This is a genomic window from Mycobacterium sp. NPDC004974, assembly GCF_053600815.1.
This window is the reverse complement of record NZ_JBSGAQ010000007.1, coordinates 292345-312141: the sequence shown is the minus strand read 5'-3', so window position 1 is coordinate 312141 and position 19797 is coordinate 292345. Positions and strand designations below refer to the sequence as shown.

The 19797-nt window shown below is 66.5% G+C and carries 6 protein-coding genes and 1 pseudogene; 3 read left to right on the top strand and 4 right to left on the bottom strand.

Translation table 11 applies throughout. The features are described from left to right. Positions 1-504: 504 nt before the first annotated feature. A pseudogene (locus ACWEFV_RS18665) lies at positions 505-6045 on the top strand (amino acid adenylation domain-containing protein); the annotation flags it as partial. Between the two features lie 10 nt (positions 6046-6055). Here ACWEFV_RS18665 and ACWEFV_RS18660 read toward each other — a convergent pair. From ACWEFV_RS18660 to pks2, 4 genes are all read right to left on the bottom strand, one after another. Next, positions 6056-7390 carry a hypothetical protein gene (locus tag ACWEFV_RS18660; protein WP_450071225.1) on the bottom strand — a complete coding sequence of 445 codons (1335 nt, stop codon included), beginning with the start codon at positions 7388-7390 and terminating at the stop codon, positions 6056-6058. 80 nt (positions 7391-7470) lie between these two features. Then, entirely contained in the window at positions 7471-9363 is a 1893-nt protein-coding gene (gene htpG, locus ACWEFV_RS18655) for a molecular chaperone HtpG (protein ID WP_450071224.1), read from the bottom strand. Between the two features lie 9 nt (positions 9364-9372). Next, positions 9373-10191, bottom strand: a complete 819-nt coding sequence (locus ACWEFV_RS18650) for a GAP family protein (protein ID WP_450071223.1) — start codon at positions 10189-10191, stop codon at positions 9373-9375. Positions 10192-10239: 48 nt separating this feature from the next. Further along, positions 10240-16566 carry a sulfolipid-1 biosynthesis phthioceranic/hydroxyphthioceranic acid synthase gene (pks2, locus tag ACWEFV_RS18645; RefSeq protein ID WP_450071222.1) on the bottom strand — a complete coding sequence of 2109 codons (6327 nt, stop codon included), beginning with the start codon at positions 16564-16566 and terminating at the stop codon, positions 10240-10242. Between the two features lie 336 nt (positions 16567-16902). On the opposite strand from pks2, the gene ACWEFV_RS18640 reads away from it, so the two are divergent. Then, complete coding sequence (locus ACWEFV_RS18640) at positions 16903-18645, top strand: AMP-binding protein (RefSeq protein ID WP_450071221.1); 1743 nt, start codon at positions 16903-16905, stop codon at positions 18643-18645. A 22-nt stretch (positions 18646-18667) separates the two neighbouring features. Beyond that, on the top strand, positions 18668-19447 hold the full coding sequence (locus ACWEFV_RS18635) for an alpha/beta fold hydrolase (RefSeq protein ID WP_450071220.1): 780 nt from the start codon (positions 18668-18670) through the stop codon (positions 19445-19447). Positions 19448-19797: the final 350 nt, after the last annotated feature.

The following is a 19797-nucleotide window of genomic DNA, read 5'->3' as shown; positions in this document are numbered from 1 at the left end:
GGTATCGAAGTCAAACGTGGTGAAGCCGACAACGAGTTGACGCGGTATCGCTACGACGTCGTCATCCACAAGACTCCGGCCGCGGTGTGCTCGCCGGCGGATGCACCCGTGTGGGCGTGGGCGGATTGTGCGGGTGTGAGCGGGATGCACAGCCGGCTCATATCGGAACGTCCACCGATCGTGCGCATCAGTGCCATACCCCGCGCCGGCGTGATCGCCGATGTGGGCATCGAGCAGGCCCTGGCTGCCGGAGGGCAGGTGGTGGATGCCCCACCCGACGCCGATGCCGTTACGCCCGAACAGTTGTATCGGTTGGGTGAGCAGGCGGGGTACCGCGTCGCGGTCACCTGGGGTGCCGAGCCCGGCACGGTCGAGGCGACGTTCATATCGGCTGACCACCCCGGCTACACAACAGCACTCACCGATCTGTATCGGCCGGCGTCCGGGGTGCAGCAGCGCAGCAGCCTGGCCAACGATCCCGATGCCAACAGCAAGGTCAGCGCGGTGCGGCAGTGGTTGAGTGCGCGGATGCCCGACTACATGGTGCCGACCCAGATCGTGGTGCTGGACGAGCTCCCGGTGACGTCCTCGGGCAAGATCGACCGCAAGGCTCTGCCCGCACCGGTGTTCACCGTTACCGCGTTCCGCGCGCCGCGGACCCCGACCGAGAAGACTGTTGCCGAGACCTTCGCCGAGGTGCTGGGCCTCGGTCGGGTCGGCCTCGATGACGACTTCTTCGCTCTCGGCGGCGATTCGTTGATCGCCACCCGGGTGTGTGCCCGACTGCAGTCGGCTCTCGGTCGCGATGTGCCGGTACGGTCCCTCTTCGATGCGCCCACCGTGGGTAGCCTGGCCGGTTACCTCGACCGGAACCAGGGCCGGGCCAGCCGGCCTCCACTGCAGGCAATGCCACGGCCACAACGTATTCCGCTGTCCTATGCGCAACAGCGGATGTGGTTCCTCAACCGGTTCGAGGGTGGGGCCGCGACCTACAACATGCCGAACGTGTTGCGGATCAACGGGCCGTTGGATGTGGACGCGCTGGGCGAGGCGCTCGACGATGTGATCGTCCGGCACGAGTCGCTGCGTACGGTCTTCCCCGACACCGACGGGGTGGCCTTCCAGGAAGTGCTGCCTGCCGAGGCCGGGATGTGGCGAGGTGGGGGCCCGGCAGTGGTGCCGCTGTCGGAGTCGGATGTGGCGCGCGAGTTGATGGCCCTGGTGGAACATCGGTTCGATCTGGCCACCGAGATCCCGATTCGGGCGCAGATCTACGCGCTGGGTCCCGAGCTGCACGTACTGGCGATTGTGGTGCATCACATTGCTTTCGACGGCTGGTCGATGGCCCCGATGGTGCGCGACGTGGGGTTGGCCTACGCCAGCCGGTGCGGGGGAGGGGCCCCCGAATGGGAACCGTTACCGGTGCAGTACGCCGATTACGCGTTGTGGCAACAGGAGTGGCTGGGTTCGGAGTCCGATCCCGACAGCGTGCTCGCCACGCAGCTCGGCTACTGGCGCCACGAGTTGGCGGAGCTGCCCGAGGTGGTGTCGCTGCCGACGGACCGGCGCCGTCCACCGGTGCCCAGCTATCGGGGCGACGAGGTGCCGCTGCACATCGATCCGCAGACCTGGGCAGGGGTCAAGGCGTTGGCCGACGCGCGTCATGCGACGGTATCGATGGTGCTGCAGGCCGCGATGGCGGTGGTGCTGCACCGGGCCGGGGTCGGGGAGGATGTCGCACTCGGCACCCCGATCGCGGGACGAACCGACAAGGCGCTCGATGAGTTGGTCGGGTTCTTCGTCAACACCCTGGTGATGCGGGTCGGGGTGAACCCTGCCCTGCGGTTCGCCGATGTGGTGGAACAGGTGCGCCAGAAGGCGCTGAATGCGTACAGCAATCAGGATGTGCCGTTCGAATTGCTGGTGGAGCAGCTCAACCCGGTGCGCTCCACCTCGCACCACCCGCTGTTCCAGGTACTCATGGTGTTCCAGAACAACATGCGGCCCGACGCCTTGGAGATCAACGAGGTCAGTGTCGAGGCGTTGCAGGCAGATACGAGCACAGCCAAGTTCGACCTGGACATCCATCTGAGCGAGGTGCGCAACGAAGCTTCGGGTGCACCGATGGCTGCCGGCATGGTGATGTACGCGACCGATCTGTACGACCGCGCCACGATCGAGCGGTTCGTGGGTTGGTTCGGTCGGGTGCTCGAGGCGGTGGTAGCCGATTCGTCGGTGGCGGTGGGCGACGTGGATCTGCTCGATCCCGACGAGCGGGAACTGGTGCTGCACGAGTTGTCCGGCGCTGACTTGACGGCCCCGGTGGGGTTGGGGGATCAGCTGTTGGCCGCGGCCGTCGCCACGGATCCGGATGCTCCTGCGATCATCGACGGGCAGCGGATCCTGACGTACCGCGAGCTGGATGAGCTCTCCAGTCGGTTGGCCAGGGTGTTGATCGATGCCGGGGTGGGGCCGGACCGCGCGGTGGGTGTGGCGATGGGCCGCTCAGCCGAATTGGTGGTGGCATGGTGGGCGGTGCTCAAGGCCGGCGGCGTGTACGTCCCGGTGGATCGGGCTCATCCGGAGGCGCGGATCGCGACCCTGCTCGACACCGTCGACGCCGTTTGTGTCCTGACCCGCGATGTCGATGCTGTCGGTGGCGCCGGGCAGCGTCCGGTGCTGCGCTTCGACGCCCTCGATCTGTCCCGATGGCCCGCGGATCCGATCACTGATGCGGATCGGTTGGCGGCGTTGGACATTCATGATGCCGCGTACGTGATCTTCACGTCGGGATCCACCGGAACCCCGAAGGGGGTGGAGGTCAGCCATGCCGGTCTGCTCGGTTGGGCGGCGGCGCAACGGGAGATGTTCGGACTGGGTCCCCGGTCACGGGTCTTGATGGTCTCCGCACCCACCTTCGATGCGTCGGTCGGTGAGTGGTTGCTCGCGGTGGCCTCGGGCTCCGCCCTGGTGGTGGCGCCTCCGGATTCGTATGCCGGTGAAGCACTGACCGAGATACTCGCCGGTCAGCGCGTCGACGCGGCGGTGTTGACCCCGACGGTGCTGGCGACGCTGGACCGTGCCCGGCTGGACGGGTTGGGCACGGTGATCGCGGTGGGTGAGGCCGTGCCTGCTGAGTTGGTGGCTGCCTGGGCGCCGGGCCGGCGGATGTTCAACGGCTACGGCCCCACCGAAACCACGGTGTGGGTCACCTGTGCGCCGCTGTCAGCGGGACAACCGGTGAGTATCGGAGCCCCGATCCGCGGCGTGTGCGCGCTGGTGCTCGATGCGCGGTTGAACCCGGTTCCGGTAGGCCTGGTGGGGGAGTTGTACGTGGCCGGGCCTGCGGTGGCGCGCGGCTATGTGGGCCGGCCGGAACTGACTGCGGAACGGTTCGTGGCCGATCCTTCCGGCCTGACCGGTGTGCCGGGGGCCCGGATGTACCGCACCGGCGACCTGGTGCGCTGGAACGCCGTGGGACTGCTGGACTACCTGGGCCGGGCCGATGCCCAGGTGAAGCTGCGCGGTCAACGCCTGGAGTTGGGTGAGATCGAGAACGCCCTGCTGGCCTGCTCGCAGGTGAGTCGTGCCGCTGCGGCGGTGCACCGTGGCGATACTGCCGACCACCTGGTTGCCTACGTGACGCTGGAGGCGGCGAGCTTCGTCGGCGACGGAGCCGACATCGTCGACCCGAGGCGCGGCAGCCGTGACGAGTTGTATGACGCCGAACTGGAGATGTCGGAGTTCGGCGGCGACTTCCGGGGTTGGCGCAGCAGTTACACCGGGGAACCGATTCCCTTGCCGGAGATGGCCGAATGGCGTTCGGCGGTGGTGGACCGCGTCCTCGGGCTGCGGCCGCGGCGGGTGCTCGAGATCGGTGTGGGCTCCGGACAGATCCTGTCCCAGATCGCCCCGGAGTGCGAGGAATACTGGGCGACAGACTTTGTCGCGCCGCGCATCCAGACGTTGCAGGCGGCGGTGGCGAGGCAACCGTGGCGGGACCGGGTGCACCTCCTGACGCAATCCGAGCACGTCACCGGCGCACTTCCGCAGGGGCACTTCGACACCGTCATCCTCAACTCGGTGGTCGGGAAGTTTCCGAGTGCGGGCTACCTGGCCGAGGTCATGGACAAGGCAGTGGAACTGCTGGCTCCCGGCGGCGCGGTGTTTGTCGGCGACGTGCGTAACCTCGGGTTGCAGGACGCATTCCAGACCGGCATCGCGTTGGCGTGCGCCACTACCGAGGACGGCGACGAGATTCGTAAACGGGCACATCGTGCCGTCGTGGACGAGCACGAATTGGTCCTGGCGCCAGAGTTTTTCACCACCTGGGCGGCCGGCCGGCCCTCGGTGGCGGGGGTGGACATCCAGGTCAAGCGCGGTGTGGCCGACAACGAGCTCACGCGGTACCGCTATGACGTCGTCATCCACAAGACGCCCGCGGCCGTGCGCTGCCTGGCGGAGGTGCCGACGTGGGCGTGGACCGACTGTGCGGGTGTGAGCGGGATGCACAGCCGGCTCATGTCGGAACGTCCACCGATCGTGCGCATCAGTGCCATACCCCGCGCCGGGGTGTTCGCCGATGTGCGCATCGAACAGGCCCTGGCCGCCGGTCGGTCCGTTGGGGAAGCCGCCGCCGCGGCTTCCACCTCGACGCCCGACGGCACCGTCACACCCGAGCAGTTGCACCGCCTCGGAGAGGCGACCCGATATCGGGTGGCGGTCACCTGGGGTGCCGAGCCCGGCACCGTCGATGCGATCTTCATTGCGTTGCCCGAGATCGAGCACGGCGGGGCGCTCACCGATATCTATCTGCCCCACAACGGTGCCGGGGACCGCGGCAGCCTGGCCAATGATCCGGCCACCAACACCAAGATCAGCGTGGTTCGCCAGCAATTGAGCACGCGGTTGCCCGAGTACATGGTGCCGACCCAGATCGTGGTGCTCGACGAGTTCCCGTTGACCTCATCGGGCAAGGTGGACCGAAAGGCGCTGCCGGAGCCGGTATTCGCCGCCGCGACGTTCCGAGAGCCGCAGACCTCGATCGAAAAGACCGTCGCCAAGGCATTTGTCGATGTGCTGGGTGTGGAGCGGGCGGGGCTCGATGATGACTTCTTCGCCCTGGGCGGGGACTCGCTGACGGCGATGCGTCTGATCGCGGCGATCAAGACCGCACTGAACATCGATCTGTCCGTGCCCACGGTGTTCGAAGCGCCCACCGTGATGAGCCTCAGTGAGCGGCTGCAATCGGACACCATCGGTGTGCAGGAAGTGATTCCGGTTCAACCGCTGAAGCAGGGCACCGGCGTGCCGTTGTTCTGCATTCACCCGGGGTCCGGTATGAGTTGGGCCTACTCCACGTTGGGCAACTATCTGGACTGTCCGATCCTCGGAGTGCAACAGACCCTGGACAGCGGCGAAAGCTGGCCCGAGTCGATTCGCGACATGGCGAAGAACTATGCGGACAGGATTCAGAAAGTCCATCCCGCCGGTCCGTATGACCTCCTCGGACTGTGCTTCGGCGGCGTCGTCGCCCATGAGATCGCCATCGAACTGCAACGACGCGGATGCGTCGTCCGACGGCTGATTCTTCTCGACGCCCAGCCGGAGGACGACGCCAACATCCCGAACCGCCTCGTCAAGGAGGAGGACGTCCTCGAGGAGATCCTGCGATTCGCGGGCATCGGTGCGCAGGACTCGGACGAGCCTCTCACCTATGAGCGGGTCGAGGAACTCGTGCGGGAACTGACCGGCGTCGAGTTCTCCCGCTATAAACCGCTTTTGGACATGACCGTCCTAAATGTAAACACCAATGTGGCGTTGTATCAGACTCACGAGCCGGGCCTGTTCGACGGTGACATGGTCATCTTCTCGGCCTTGCGCAGGAAAACGGCTCCCACGTCGTCCGCCGAACAGAACTGGCGCCCCTATGTGGTCGGCGATATCGCGGAGTACTTCGTCGACTGCACGCATGAGGACATGCTGACGGCTCCGGCGGTCAGCACGTACGGCGAACAGCTCAGGCAGGTCTGCGTCGACAGTTGATCAGGCGTGTTCAGAGGTACGTGCCGGTCAGTGAAAAATCGCTCAGCGCACTCGAAAGATCTTGCTGTAGAGCCATATTCGAGTTAGCCCGGCCGGGCCGGTAAGAAACCGCGGAGACGAAGACCTTTCCGTGGGATGTTCCGGAGAGGAACGACTGCACCCCGCCGAACCGTTGCAGCATCGTCGTGGTCACGCCGGTGTGGAGGATCTTCAATGCGAAGACATCGGCGTCGGTGCCATCTGCCCGGCCGGCGGCTGGGCAGATGACGCCGACATTGGACGCGCCGACCAGGTTGGGTGCGGCGACACTGTTCGCCAGGCCGGCCGCCCTCAGAATCCGCTTGGGTAACAGGGGAACCAGGGCGTTCACCGCGTATTCGTCGTCGGACGCCTCGTGGTGGCGGATCAAGGCCTGCTTGATTGCGGTGCGGATGTCGCCCAGATTCGTCGTTGCCTGTGCCGGGTCCACCGTGACGCCCACATTCCCGATCGCATTGGCGCGCGTATCGTCCGGAGTCCGCTCGCTCACCGGCATCATCACGATGACGGAGCCGTCTGCACCGATCCGCCCCACGTGCTGCGCGAGTCGCGCCGCCAATCCCACCAGCAACGCGTTTGTGGTCCCGCCGAGTGACTGTGCGCGAGCCTCCCACTCATCGGCGTCGACGAAGACCGTCGCCATCGGGAGCGCGATCGACGGCTCGGTTCCAGGAGGCAGTATCCGGGACTTGGGCGTCAGCGGGGTCCCGATTCCGTCGCCTTTGCGGGCACGCCGGCCCAACCGGGCGGCGGCGACCATGGCGCGGCCCACGGCCGGGATGTCGCGTGCGCACTGGCGGACATCCGCGCGCAGGGCCTGCCACCGCCGGCGGGATGCGGCGGCCGGCCATCGGACCGGGTCTTCGCGGCCCTCCGTCGCGTCCGCCAGCGCGTGCCACAGTCCGACGCCGTCGATGAGGCAGTGCGGGACCACCAGGCTCACCCCGGTGCCGCCGTCGGTGAACGGCAGCACCGCAAGGCGCCATCCGGGCCCGTGCTCGCAATCCAGTGGGGCGCCGGCCTGCTCGTCGAGCCAGTCGTCGAATTCCTCGCGTGGCCGTGCCGACGCGACTTCGATGTCGGAGAAGTTCCGGGGTGCGACCCAGCGGTGGCGACCGAACGGCAACGGAGACTTCTCGATACACCGAGATAATCGTCCACGTTGAAGATTGGTGTGGAACCGTCGTAGACCGTCGACGTCGATCGGGTGGTCGTATACCCAGACGCCCTGCATGAGACTGTTTGCCCCGGTGGCCCGTCCGACGTCGAACGTGGTCTGGTCGAGCAAATCGAGTACGTTGCTCATTCTCCGAACGGTACGTGCCGAATCGTCAATTCGGTCGAAAATGCCAGCGTTGCTGCCGAAGCGGGCCGCGACGGCGGGCGTCAGACCGTGCGAGCCAGCCGGTCGGCGAGCAGGCCGGCGAACCTGGCCGGGTCCTCGGGAATCTCGCCCTCAGCGAGAAGTGCTGTGCCATAGAGCAGTTCGGCAGTTTGAGCCAGCTGGTTCAGATCGGTACCGGCGCCTGGCCGGTAGGCCTGACGTAGGCCGGTGACGAGCGGATGCACCGGGTTGAGCTCGAGAATCCTCTTTCCGACCGGAACCACCTGTCCGGACGCCTGGTACATGCGGGCCAGCGCCGGGGTGATGCCGAATGCGGGTGTGATCAAGCAGGCCGGAGACTCCGTCAGCCGGCTGGACAACCGCACCTCCGATACGTGATCACTCAGCGTTTCCTTCAGCCAGGCCAGCAGGTCGGCGAACTCTTTCTCCTGCTCGGTGCGCTCAGCGTCGTGTGCCGACTTCTCCTCGTCGGAGTCGAGGTCCACCTCGCCCTTGGCGACCGACTGCAGCGGCTTGCCGTCGAACTCCGGTACCGACCCCACCCAGATTTCGTCGACGGGGTCCGTCAGCAACAGCACCTCGTACCCTCTGGCCTTGAACGCCTCCAGGTGCGGTGATTTCAGGAGTTGCTCGGTCGAGGGTCCGGTGGCGTAGAAGATCTGGTCCTGACCGTCCTTCATGCGCTCGACGTACCCGGCCAGCGTGGTGAGCCCGTCCTCTCCTGCTGTGAGGGAGACGGTGGACGCGAAGGATGAAACCCGCAGCAGCGTGTCCCGGTTGTCCAGGTCCGACATCAGGCCCTCCTTGAGCACGGCGCCGAACTGAGTCCACAACGTGCGGTAGTCCTGCGGCCGCCCCGACTGCAGATCGGCGATCGTCGACAGGACCTTCTTGGTCAGCCGCCGGCGGATCGCGGTGACCTGTCGGTCCTGCTGGAGGATCTCGCGGGAGACGTTGAGCGACATCCCTTGTGCATCAACCACTCCCTTCACGAAGCGCAGGTAGGCAGGGATGAGCTCGTCGCAATCTCCCATGACGAAAACGCGCTTGATGTACAGCTGCACCCCGACTCTGGCGTCCCTGGTGAACAGGTCGAACGGGGCGTGGGAGGGGATGAACAGCAGGGCCTGGTACTCGAAGGTGCCCTCGCCCCTCATCGGGATGACCGCGAGCGGGTCGTCCCACGCATGGGCGATGTGCTTGTAGAACTCGCTGTACTCCTGCTCGGTTACCTCGTCCTTGGGCTTCGCCCACAGCGCCTTCATCGAATTGAGCGTCTCGTCGTGCATCCGGATCGGCCAGGCGATGAAGTCGGAGTACTTCTTGACGAGCTCTCTGATCTTCGGCTCCGCGGCGTAGTCGTGCAGCTGATCCTCGGCGTCCTCGGGCTTGAGATGCAGCGTGACCGAGGTGCCCTGGGGAGCGTCATCGACGGATTCGATGGTGTACGTGCCGTCACCGCTGGACACCCATCGGGTGGCGCCGCTCTCGCCGGCCTTGCGGGTCAGCAACTCGACCTGGTCGGCCACCATGAACGTCGAGTAGAAGCCGACACCGAACTGGCCGATCAATTCTTCTGAGGCGGCCGCATTCTTGGCCTCGCTCAATTGCTGACGCAGCTCGGCGGTACCCGATTTCGCGAGAGTGCCGATCAGGTCGACCACTTCCTCATGGGTCATGCCGATCCCGTTGTCGCGCACGATCAGCGTCCGCGGCTCCTGGGATACCTCGATCTCGATGTGGAGGTCGGAGGTGTCGGTGTTGAGGTCCTTGTTCCGCAGCGACTCGAGCCGCAGCTTGTCCAGGGCGTCGGAGGCGTTCGAGACCAGCTCCCGCAGGAAGGAGTCCTTGTTGGAGTACACCGAGTGGATCAGTAGTTCCAGCAGTTGGCGCGCCTGGGCCTGAAATTCCAAGTGCTCGACCTGTGGTGGCATGTGAAGAGCTTAGAGACCGCCCATGCCGCGGGCCACCAGCGAGACGCCGACGACTGCGAGGATGGCGGCCGCGAACTTCCGGTGATGGGTACGCGCCCAGTCGTGTAGTCGCTGCAAGGCTGCTTGCGTCCTCGCCGGAGCGGCCACGTTGCTGATCAGAATGATCTCCTCCACGGCCAGCACGCCGATGACGAACGCGATCGCGGCGCCGACCTGGACGCCGAGTACGGCGCCCGAAGCCACGATGATCGCAAGGGCGAACACCACGCCGTCGAGAGGCGGCAGCACGATGATGCCGATGACGAACGAGATCCACGGCGCCCCGTCCCGCCAGGCAGCGCGGATCCGGCCGAACAGCCGACGGGTCGGTGATTCGCCTTCTTCCGCTGCAGCCGCCGCAGCCGAGTGCAGTAGACGCGAGATCGCCGGTGGTGCCGATGAATCGAGCAAAAGTGTCGATACGCTTCCGGTGCCGTCGGGGTCCGCCACCGCCTGCTGACCGTGCGGGGCCGGGCTTCGCATCAATGAACGTGCCAGCATCACCACGGCGATCACCAGCAGAACCACACCGATGGTGATCGCAGTCCGTTGGGCAGCGGGGTTCGCGGTCGGGTTGGCGAAATCTCTGGCAAAGGAGGCCGAGCTCGGCGCGGCGTGAAGCGCAATCAGCGGAACGATCAGGGTGGTCAGCCCGATGATCGCCGCGCCCGACCAGTAGGCGACCAGGTTCCGCAGGGGCCGGAGCCGGGACAGCACCACGAGGATGATGCCGAGACGCACGGGGTTGATCGACGTCAGAAGTGCCAGTACCAGCAGTGACCCCCACATGGTTGTCTCCCCCGTCCGATTGTGATGTCAATCTGTCGATCGTGTGCCTCACGAAGCTTTCGCGGGAATGAGGTTCGCGCACAACAGTTTCGTCAAGTCATGAATGGTCGTGATACCGGTGGCGGGAATCCGCACGCCGGTCTCGGTTTCGATTCGGGTGCGTAGTTCGAGCGCCCCCAGTGAGTCCATGCCGTATTCGGACAGCGGACGGTCGGGGTCGACGCTGCGGCGCAGGATCAGGCCGATCTGGGTCGAGACCGCCTGCTGCACCCGGACGGGCCACTCCTCGGCCGGAATCTTATCGAGCTCGGCGAGCAGTTTGCTCGTGCCCGAGTGGTTTTGGCCGTTGGACCGGAACGCCTCGGCGAAAGGTATCCGCTCGGCGAAGGTGCTCAACCACGATGTGCCGGTGATCGGCGCGTACCCGGTGTAGGCGCGGTTGTGACGCAGCAGTGCTTCGAACGCGTACGCACCCTCGTCGGGCGTGATGGCGATGCCGGCCCCCTCGGCCAGATCGGTGCCGCGGCCGATCTGCCCCCAGGCTCCCCACGCGATCGCGATGGCGGGCAAGCCCTGAGCCCGGCGCCACAAGCTGAATGCGTCCAGCCAGCTGTTGGCCGCTGCATAGGCGCCCTGACCGGGTGAGCCGACCAGTGCGGCGGCCGACGAGAACGAGCAGAACCAGTCCAAGGGCTGGTCGGCGGTGGCGGTGTGCAGATTCCAGGCGCCGTAAACCTTGGGGGCCCAGTCCCGCTCGATGAGCTCGTCGGTGATGTTGGTCAACGCCGCGTCCTCGATCACCCCGGCCGCGTGCAACACACCGCACACGGGAAGCCCACCGGCAGTCGCAGCGGCCACCAACCGCTGCGCGGTGCCGGGCTCGGCGATGTCACCGCACTCGACCACGATGTCGGCGCCGGTCGCGCGGATGCGGTCGATGGTCGTCAGCGCCTGGGCACTCGGCCGTGACCGGGAGGACAGCACGATGCGCCCGCAGCCGTTCGCGGCCATCTTCTCGGCCACGAACAGACCGAGCCCGCCGAGACCACCGGTGACGATGTACGCGCCGTCGGGGCGGAACACCCGCACCTGTGACGGTGGAACCACCAGCCGGCTGGAGCCGGTGTGCGGGATATCGAGCACGAGCTTGCCGGTGTGCCGGGCGCCGCCGATCGTCCGAATAGCGTTGGCGGCGTCGGCAAGTGGATACCGGGTGATCTCCGGCATCGGCAGGTCGCCCTCCGCGGTCAGCAGGTACACCGTGGCCAGCAACTCCCGCAGCCGGTCGGGGTGACTGACGGACATCAGCGCCAGGTCGACGGCATGGAACGAGAGGTTGCGCCGGAAGGGAAAGAGACCCAGTCGGGTGTCGCCGTAGATGTCCCGCTTACCGATCTCCACGAATCGCCCACCGAATGCCAGCAATTCGAGGCCGGCCCGCTGGGCGGCGCCGGTCACCGAATTCAGCACGATGTCTACGCCGTACCCCTGGGTGTCCTGGCGGATCTGATCGGCGAACTCCAGAGTCCGCGAGTCGTAGACGTGCTCAACACCCATGTCGCGCAACAACTGCCGTCGTTGCTCACTGCCGGCCGTGGCGAAGATTTCCGCGCCTGCGGCACGGGCGATGGCCATCGCCGCCTGGCCGACCCCGCCGGTCGCCGAGTGGATCAGCACCTTGTCGCCCGCTCTGATGCGGGCCATGTCGTTGAGCCCGTAGTACGCGGTGGCGCTCGCGACTGTCAGCGCCGCGGCCTCGACGTCGGACAATCCGGCCGGCAGGGTGGTGGCCAGGCGGGCGTCGCACGTGACGAACGTGCCCCAACAACCGTCGGCGCACAGACCGCCGACATGATCGCCGACCCGGTGGTCGGTCACGTCGGGCCCGACCGCGGTCACCACCCCGGCGAAGTCGATGCCGAGCTGCGGAAGCCGGCCGTCGAAGGCGGGATATCGGCCGAAAGCGACCAGCACGTCGGCGAAGTTGATGCTGGACGCGGTGACGGCGACCTCGATCTGTCCCGGACCCGGCGGAAGGTGTTCGCAGGCGACGAGTTCCATCGACTCGAGGTCGCCGGGTGTGCGGATCTGCAGCCGCATCCGGTCACGCTCATGGTCGGCGAGGGTGGTCTGTCGCTCCTCGGGGCGCAGCGGGGCAAGACACAACCGGGCGGTGTACCACTGGCCGTCACGCCAGGCGGTTTCGTCCTCCTCGGACCCGCTGAGCAGTTGCAGCGCCAATTGCTCAGCGCCGGTGGCCTCGTCCACATCGATCTGGGTGGCCACCAGGTGCGGATGCTCGGCGCCGATCACCCTGATCAAACCCCGCAACTCAGCCTGCTCGAGATTGGCCACGTCGCCGGCCACCACGGTCTGGGCACCGCGGGTCACCACGTAGAGGCGGGGCAGTTCGCCCGGTATCTCGGGCAGTTCGCGGGTGATGTGCACCAGGTGGCGAACGTAATCGCGGCCCCGCAGCGGGAACTGGTCACCGGCATCGCCGCTCTTCGGTTCCGCCAGGATCACCACACCGGTGAACTGCCCGCCGCGCAGTCGGCTGCTGAGCTCGCGCCCCGTCGACGGGTCATCGTCTCGGCTGGGCCAACTCATGGTGGCGCACTGTGCACCATGGGCGGTCAGGACATCGCCCAAGCTCGCCGTCACGGCATCGGCGGCGGCCGTGGCACTGATCAGCAGCCAGGATCCGGCGTCGGCATACTCCGCCTCCGGCAGGTCACGCTGCTGCCACTCCACGGCCAGCAGTCGCTCGCTGAGAACCTGATCGTCGTGGGCGCTTCCGGAGACACCGGTGCCGAGTCGTAGCCCCTGGACCCTGAGCAGGACCGAGCCGTTCTCGTCGAGCACATCGATGTCGGCCTCGAGCTCCGCGGTGTCGGCATGGATCAACCGGGTGTAGCAGTAGCGCGCGTTGCGGACCGAGCCGTAGCTCCGTAGCCGACGGACGCCCAGTGGCAACGCCAGCACGTCGCCGCCGAGTGCCTGCACGTCGGGGATGGCCTCCACGGATTGGAAGCACGCGTCCAGCAGCGCCGGGTGCACGACGTAGGCGTCCTGTTGTGACCGGATCGAGCGGGGCAGTGCCACCTCGGCGAGCACGGCCTGGGTTGCCCCGGTGTGCACGGCGACCATGCCGGCGAATGCCGGACCGTACTGAATACCGTGCTCACTCACACGATTCCGGACCTCGTCACCGCTCTCGTCACCGGGGAGTGCAACCAGGAGCGCCGACAGATCGTAGGCGGGTGGCTGCACATCATCGGCGGCCTGCAGTACCGCGCTCGCGTGGCGTGCCTGGTCGCCCTCGTGATTCGTATCCACGGTGAAGTCGACGACCCCCGGCGACGCCACCAACGCCGACGCGCCGACCCATGTCTGCTCGTCCAACAGCAGTGCCTGCTCGAAGTGGACGTCCCGGACCTCGGAAGCCGCGCCCAACACCGAGTTCGCGGCCGCCAGCGTCATCTCGCAGTACGCGGCTCCGGGAAGCACGGCAACGCTGCGGATCTGGTGGTCCGCGAGCCAGGGCTGGGCGGCCGTGCCGACATCTGCCTGCCACACGTGGTGCTCAGGCTGCTCCTGCAGGCGCACACCGGGGCCCAAGAGCGGGTGAACCGCGATGGTGCAACCGCCGTGCGTCGGAGAATCGTGGCCGCCCCCGCTCAGCCACAGTCGGCCGTGCGTCCAGGTAGGAAGTGGCGCATCGACCAACCGCCCGCTCGGGGAGAGCGCCGTGAAATCGACTGCCGCGCCTGCGCTGTGCAGATCGACCAGGAACCCACGCAACCCGTTCGGCAGGGCCTGTTCACGGCGCATCGCGGCCAGGGCGGCCATCGGCGTCTCGCGACTGCGCGCCGTCTGTTCGAGGGCCCGGGTGAGCAGCGGGTGCGGCGACAATTCGGCGAAGACCCGGTGCCCGTCCTCCAACGCCGCTTGTACCGCGGTGGCGAACCGAACCATCCGGCGCATGTTGGTCACCCAGTATGCGGCGTCGCACACCGGTTGCTCGCGGGGATCGAACAGGGTCGCGGAGTAGAAGGGGATCTCCGGTGGCATCGGCTTCAGGTCGGCGAGGGCCGCGGTCAGGTCACTGACGATCGGCTCGACCTGAGGCGAGTGGAAGGCGACATCGACCGGGACCTCACGAGCCATCACCCCACGCTGTTCCCAGTCGGCGACGAGCTCGCGAACCGTCTGTGTGGCACCGGCCACGACGGTGGATTCCGGAGAGGCCACGACCGCCACCACGACATCGCTGACTCCGCGTCCGGTCAGCTCGGAAAGTACCTGCTTGGCAGGAAGTTCCACCGCGGCGGTGGCGCCAGTGCCCGCGATCCGGGACATGAGTTGCGACCGGCGGCAGATCAGGCGTAGACCGTCCTCCAGCGAAAGCGCCCCTGCGACAACGGCGGCCGCGCCTTCGCCCAGGGAGTGGCCGATCACCGCGGCGGGGTGCACCCCGTATGCCCTCATGGCGGCGGCCAACGCGACCTGCATGGTGAACAGCGTGGGCTGCAGCCGGTCCTGACCGGTGACCGTCTGTGCCGCCGACATCGCCTCGGTCACCGAGAATCCGGACTCGGCGGCGATGATCGGCTCGGCCTGGGCCACGGTGGCGGCGAACACCGGTTCGGTCGCCAGGAGCTCGGCACCCATTGCCGCCCACTGTGATCCCTGGCCGGAGAACACCCAGACCGGACCTCGGTCGTTGCGCCCGACAGCGGCTTGGTGGGGGGTATCGCCGTCGGCGATCTCACGTAACGCCGCGGTGAGTTCCGCGCGGGTGCGCGCGTTGACGGCGGTGCGTACCGGTCGGTGCACGCGTCGGCGCGCCAGGGTGTACGCCAGATCAGGCAGGGCGGCATCGTCGTGCGCCTGTACCCAGTCGGCCAGCCGGGCGGCCGTGTGACGCAGCTCTTCTGTCGAAGTGGACGACAGCGGGAACAACATCGGTGCCGCGTCCGGCGCGGGCGGCGCTTCGGCCCCGGTGAGTTCCGGCGCCTGCTCGGGTGCCTGCTCCACGATGGCGTGCACGTTGGTCCCCGACAGCCCGTATGACGAGACCGCCGCCCGTCGGGGATGCTTCCCGTTGGTGCACCACGGTGTGGTCTCTCGGGGCACAAAGAGATTGGTCTCGATCTGGGCGAGTTGATCGGGTAGGCGGGTGAAATGGAGATTCTGCGGAACCACACCATGGCGCACCGCGAGAACGGCCTTCATCAGGCCGAGCGCGCCGGAGGCCGCCTGGGCATGCCCCAAGTTGGTCTTCACCGAGGTGAGGGCGCAGCGGCCGTCGACGCCGTACACCTTCGCCAGGCTGGCGTATTCGATCGGGTCCCCGACCGGGGTGCCCGTACCGTGCGCTTCGACCATCCCGACCGTGTCGGGCTCGATATCGGCTGCGGCCAAGGCCATTCGGTACACCGCGGTCTGTGCGGTTTCCGACGGCGTGGCGATGTTCACGGTGTGGCCGTCCTGATTGGCGGCCGTGCCACGGATCACGGCCAGGATCCGATCACCGTCGCGCACTGCGTCGGGCAGCCGCTTGAGCAGCACGACAGCGCAGCCCTCGCCCGAAACGAACCCGTCGGCCGCGACGTCGAAGGCGTGGCAGCGCCCGGTTGGCGAGAGCATCCCCTCAGCTGACCCGGAGGCGAACTTGCGCGGGTCCAGCACCAGGGTGACACCGCCGGCGAAGGCAAGGTCGCTCTCGCCCTCGTGCAGGCTGCGGCAGGCCAGGTGCACTGCGGCCAGCCCGGAGGAGCAGGCCGTGTCGATCGTGAGCGCGGGACCGTGGACCCCCAGCGCATAGGCGACCCGTCCGGACGCCAGGCTGAAGTTGGTGCCGCTGTACCCGTACGCGGCCTCCAGGGCCTCGGCGTCAGCGGCCAGCATCACGTAGTCGCCGTGCGTAAGCCCGACGAAGACACCGGTGCTCGAGTCCGTCAGATCGTCCCGGGAGACGCCGGCATTTTCCATGGCCTCCCACGACGTCTCGAGAAGAATCCGGTGCTGAGGGTCGATCGCGGTGCCCTCGCGCTCGTTGATCTCGAAGAACTCGGAGTCGAAGCCGGCAACATCGTCGATGAACGCACCCCACTTCGACACCGATCGTCCGGGCACCCCGGGTTCGGGGTCGTAGTAGTCGTCGGCATCCCAGCGGTCGGGCGGCACCTCGGTGACCAGATCATCGCCGCGGATCAAAGCCTCCCAGAGTCGTTCGGGGGAATCGATACCGCCGGGAAGCCGGCAGGCCATCCCGATGACCGCTACCGGGGTGACCGGTTTGCCGCGCGAGGGCCGCGGGGTCGAACCGGGATCCGAACCCGGCAATCTGTCATGCGTGCTCTCGGTCATAGCCAAGTGCCCTCCTCCCCGAGGCCGGTTGGCGGACTGGCCGCTACCGGTTCGGATGCCCGGCGCCGTACGGTGAGCCGACGCAGTTACGCCGGTGTTCGCCCACCGCCGTCGCCGGCGCGGGGTCCTCAGCGGGCGGTTACCTTCATTCACGCTAGATTCGCTGGGGGGAGTTGTCCCACGATCTGAGCAATCAATCGGCTGTATACAAACGAATGCAAATAGTTTGCGCGACGGTACTGCCAAATGACATAACTGTGACGCACACTTGGTGCAGTTGAAGTTTGCCGCGCTTTTCAGATATGCGGCCGCGGCCGCGGCGTTACCCTGATGCCCGTGGGTGATACGTCCATTCTGACGTTGCTGAACGAGCGTGCCGGTCTTCAAGGTGATGACCCCGCGGTTACTTTTATTGATTACGAAAATAATTGGGATGGAGTTCCGGAGAGCCTGACGTTCGCGCAGTTGTATCGCCGGACGCGGAACCTGGCACGACACCTCGAACAGTGCGGGGCGCCGGGTGACCGGGCCCTGATCCTGGCCCCGCAGGGAATCGACTACATCGTGGCCTTTTTCGGCGCGATGCAGGCGGGGCTCATCGCGGTCCCTCTGTCGGTGCCTCTGGGGGGCGCCACCGATGACCGCGTCGGATCTGTGCTGCAGGATGCTGCGCCGACCGTCATCCTCACCACCTCCGCGGTCGCAGGCGTGGTAGCCGACTACGTGTCCTCCCAGCCCGGCGGATCGGCTCCGTCGATGGTCGAAGTCGACCTGCTGGATCTCGATGCCCCGAAGGGGCCATCCGGAGCCGGGATCGACGATCACCCGGACACCGCGTATTTGCAGTACACGTCGGGATCCACGCGGAACCCGGCCGGGGTGATGATGTCGCACAAAAACCTGATGGCCAATTTCCGGCAACTGTTGCCCGGCTACTTTTCCGCCTTCGGAAATGTCATTCCGCCCGGCGCCACCGTTGTGTCGTGGCTGCCGTTCTACCACGACATGGGTTTGTACCTCGGAGTTTGCGCGCCGGTGCTGACGGGAGTTCCCGCTGTGCTCACCAGCCCGATGGCGTTTCTGCAACGACCGGCCCGGTGGATGCAATTTTTGGCAAACAATAGTCGTGCCTACACCGCCGCGCCGAACTTCGCCTTCGAATTGGCCGTGCGAAAGACATCCGACGAAGACCTGGCCGGCCATGACCTCTCCGATGTGCTGGTCATCATCACCGGCGCCGAGCGGGTGCATCCGGCAACGCTTGAGCGCTTCACCGACCGCTTTGCGAGGTTGAAGCTGAACCCGGCGGTGATCCGCCCGTCGTACGGGCTCGCGGAGGCAACCGTCTACGTGACGAGCAACCCGCCCGATCGACCACCGACCGTCGTGCGTTTCGAATCCGACAAGCTGACCGCCGGCGTGGCACGGCGTTGCGAAAACAGCAGCGGCACACCCCTGGTCAGCTACCAGATGCCGCAGTCACCGATGGTCCGCATCGTCGACCCCGATACCTGTGTGGAATGCCCGCCCGGTTCAGTCGGCGAGATCTGGGTGTACGGCGACAACGTCGCGACCGGCTATTGGGGCAGACCCGCAGAGAGCGCGGCCACGTTCGGCGGACAGCTCGTATCGCCCTCGGACGGCACCCCCGAGGGGCCCTGGCTGCGCACCGGGGACCTCGGCTTCGACTCCGGCGGCGAGCTGTTCGTGGTCGGCCGCATCAAAGACCTGCTGATCGTGTACGGGCGCAACCATTCTCCCGACGACATCGAGGCGACAATCCAGGAGGTCACCCGGGGCCGGTGCGCCGCCATCGCGGTTCCGGACGGTCGCACCGAGAAGCTGGTCGTGATCATCGAAGTCAGAAAGCAGGGCGACTCTCACCAGGAGACCATGGACAAACTCTCCGCCGTCAAGCGTGAAGTGACCTCGGCGATATCCCACTCGCACAGCCTCGGTGTCGCGGATCTGGTTCCGGTGCTGCCCGGTTCGATCCCGATCACCACGAGTGGAAAAGTCCGACGATCGGCCTGTGTCGAGCATTATCGGCACGGCCAGTTCGCTCGGCTGGACGCGTAGCCGACAACGCGGGGCGGGGAGAATGAATCTGGCCTACGAAGACCGCGGCCACGGTGAGGCGGTGCTGTTCATCGCCGGCCAAGGCGGTCTCGGACGCACCTGGGATCTTCACCAGGTGCCCGCATTCCGTGCCGCCGGGTACCGCGTCATCACGTTCGACAACCGGGGTGTCGGTGCCACAGCGAATACCGATTCGTTAACCACCGCGACGATGGTGGCCGACACGGCCGAGTTGATCGAGCGGCTCGGTGTCGCTCCGGTCCGGCTCGTCGGTGTCTCGATGGGCTCCTACATCGCACAGGAGCTGATGCTGTCCCGGCCGGAACTGGTGAGCCAGGCGGCGTTGATGGCCACGCGTGGCCGCAACGATCGGGCGCGCGATTTCTTTCGGCAGGCGGAACTGGAACTTGCTGGTGCAGACGTGCGTGTCCCGCCGGCATATGAAGCGAAACTTCGTTTGCTGGAAAGCTTTTCGCCAAAGACTCTGAACGATGACGACTCGGTTCGGGACTGGATCGACACCTTCACGATGTGGCCCACCAGGCCGACCAGGGGAGTCCGCGCCCAGTATGACGTCGGCCCGGAGCGGGATCGGCGGCTCGAATACCGTTCGATCGCCACATCGGTATTGGTGATCGGTTTCGCCGACGACCTCGTGATGCCCCCACACCTCGGTGCGGAGGTGGCAGAGGCCCTTCCGAACGGCCGGTATCTCGAGATCGCCGACACGGGGCACCTGGGATTCCTCGAACGGCCGGATGCCGTGAACTCGGCGATCCTGGAGTTCTTCGCCAATGCCTGAGAGTCGGTGTATGTCCCACGGCGACAACAACGTTGACCGTATGTCCGGACCGGCCGCGACGGAAGTGCCGGAGCGGGCCCGGTCGACAGCTGATACGCAGCGAATGTCCAGCCGGCGCCGATCGGTAGCAACGGTAACTTCCGTTCCACATCGTGCACCCGCGGTTTGCATTACGATCCCGTATCACGTTGGGAATAGACCGATATGGAGGTCGCCTGAATGCTGTACTTGTCAGGTTCGGATCCTGCCCGAATCGCAGCGTGTTCGCCGTGACCCCTCCGCACGGCTGGTTCGGGGTGCCGACGGCAACCGAATCGGCGGGCTAGACGCGGATGGGGGTTCGTGATTTG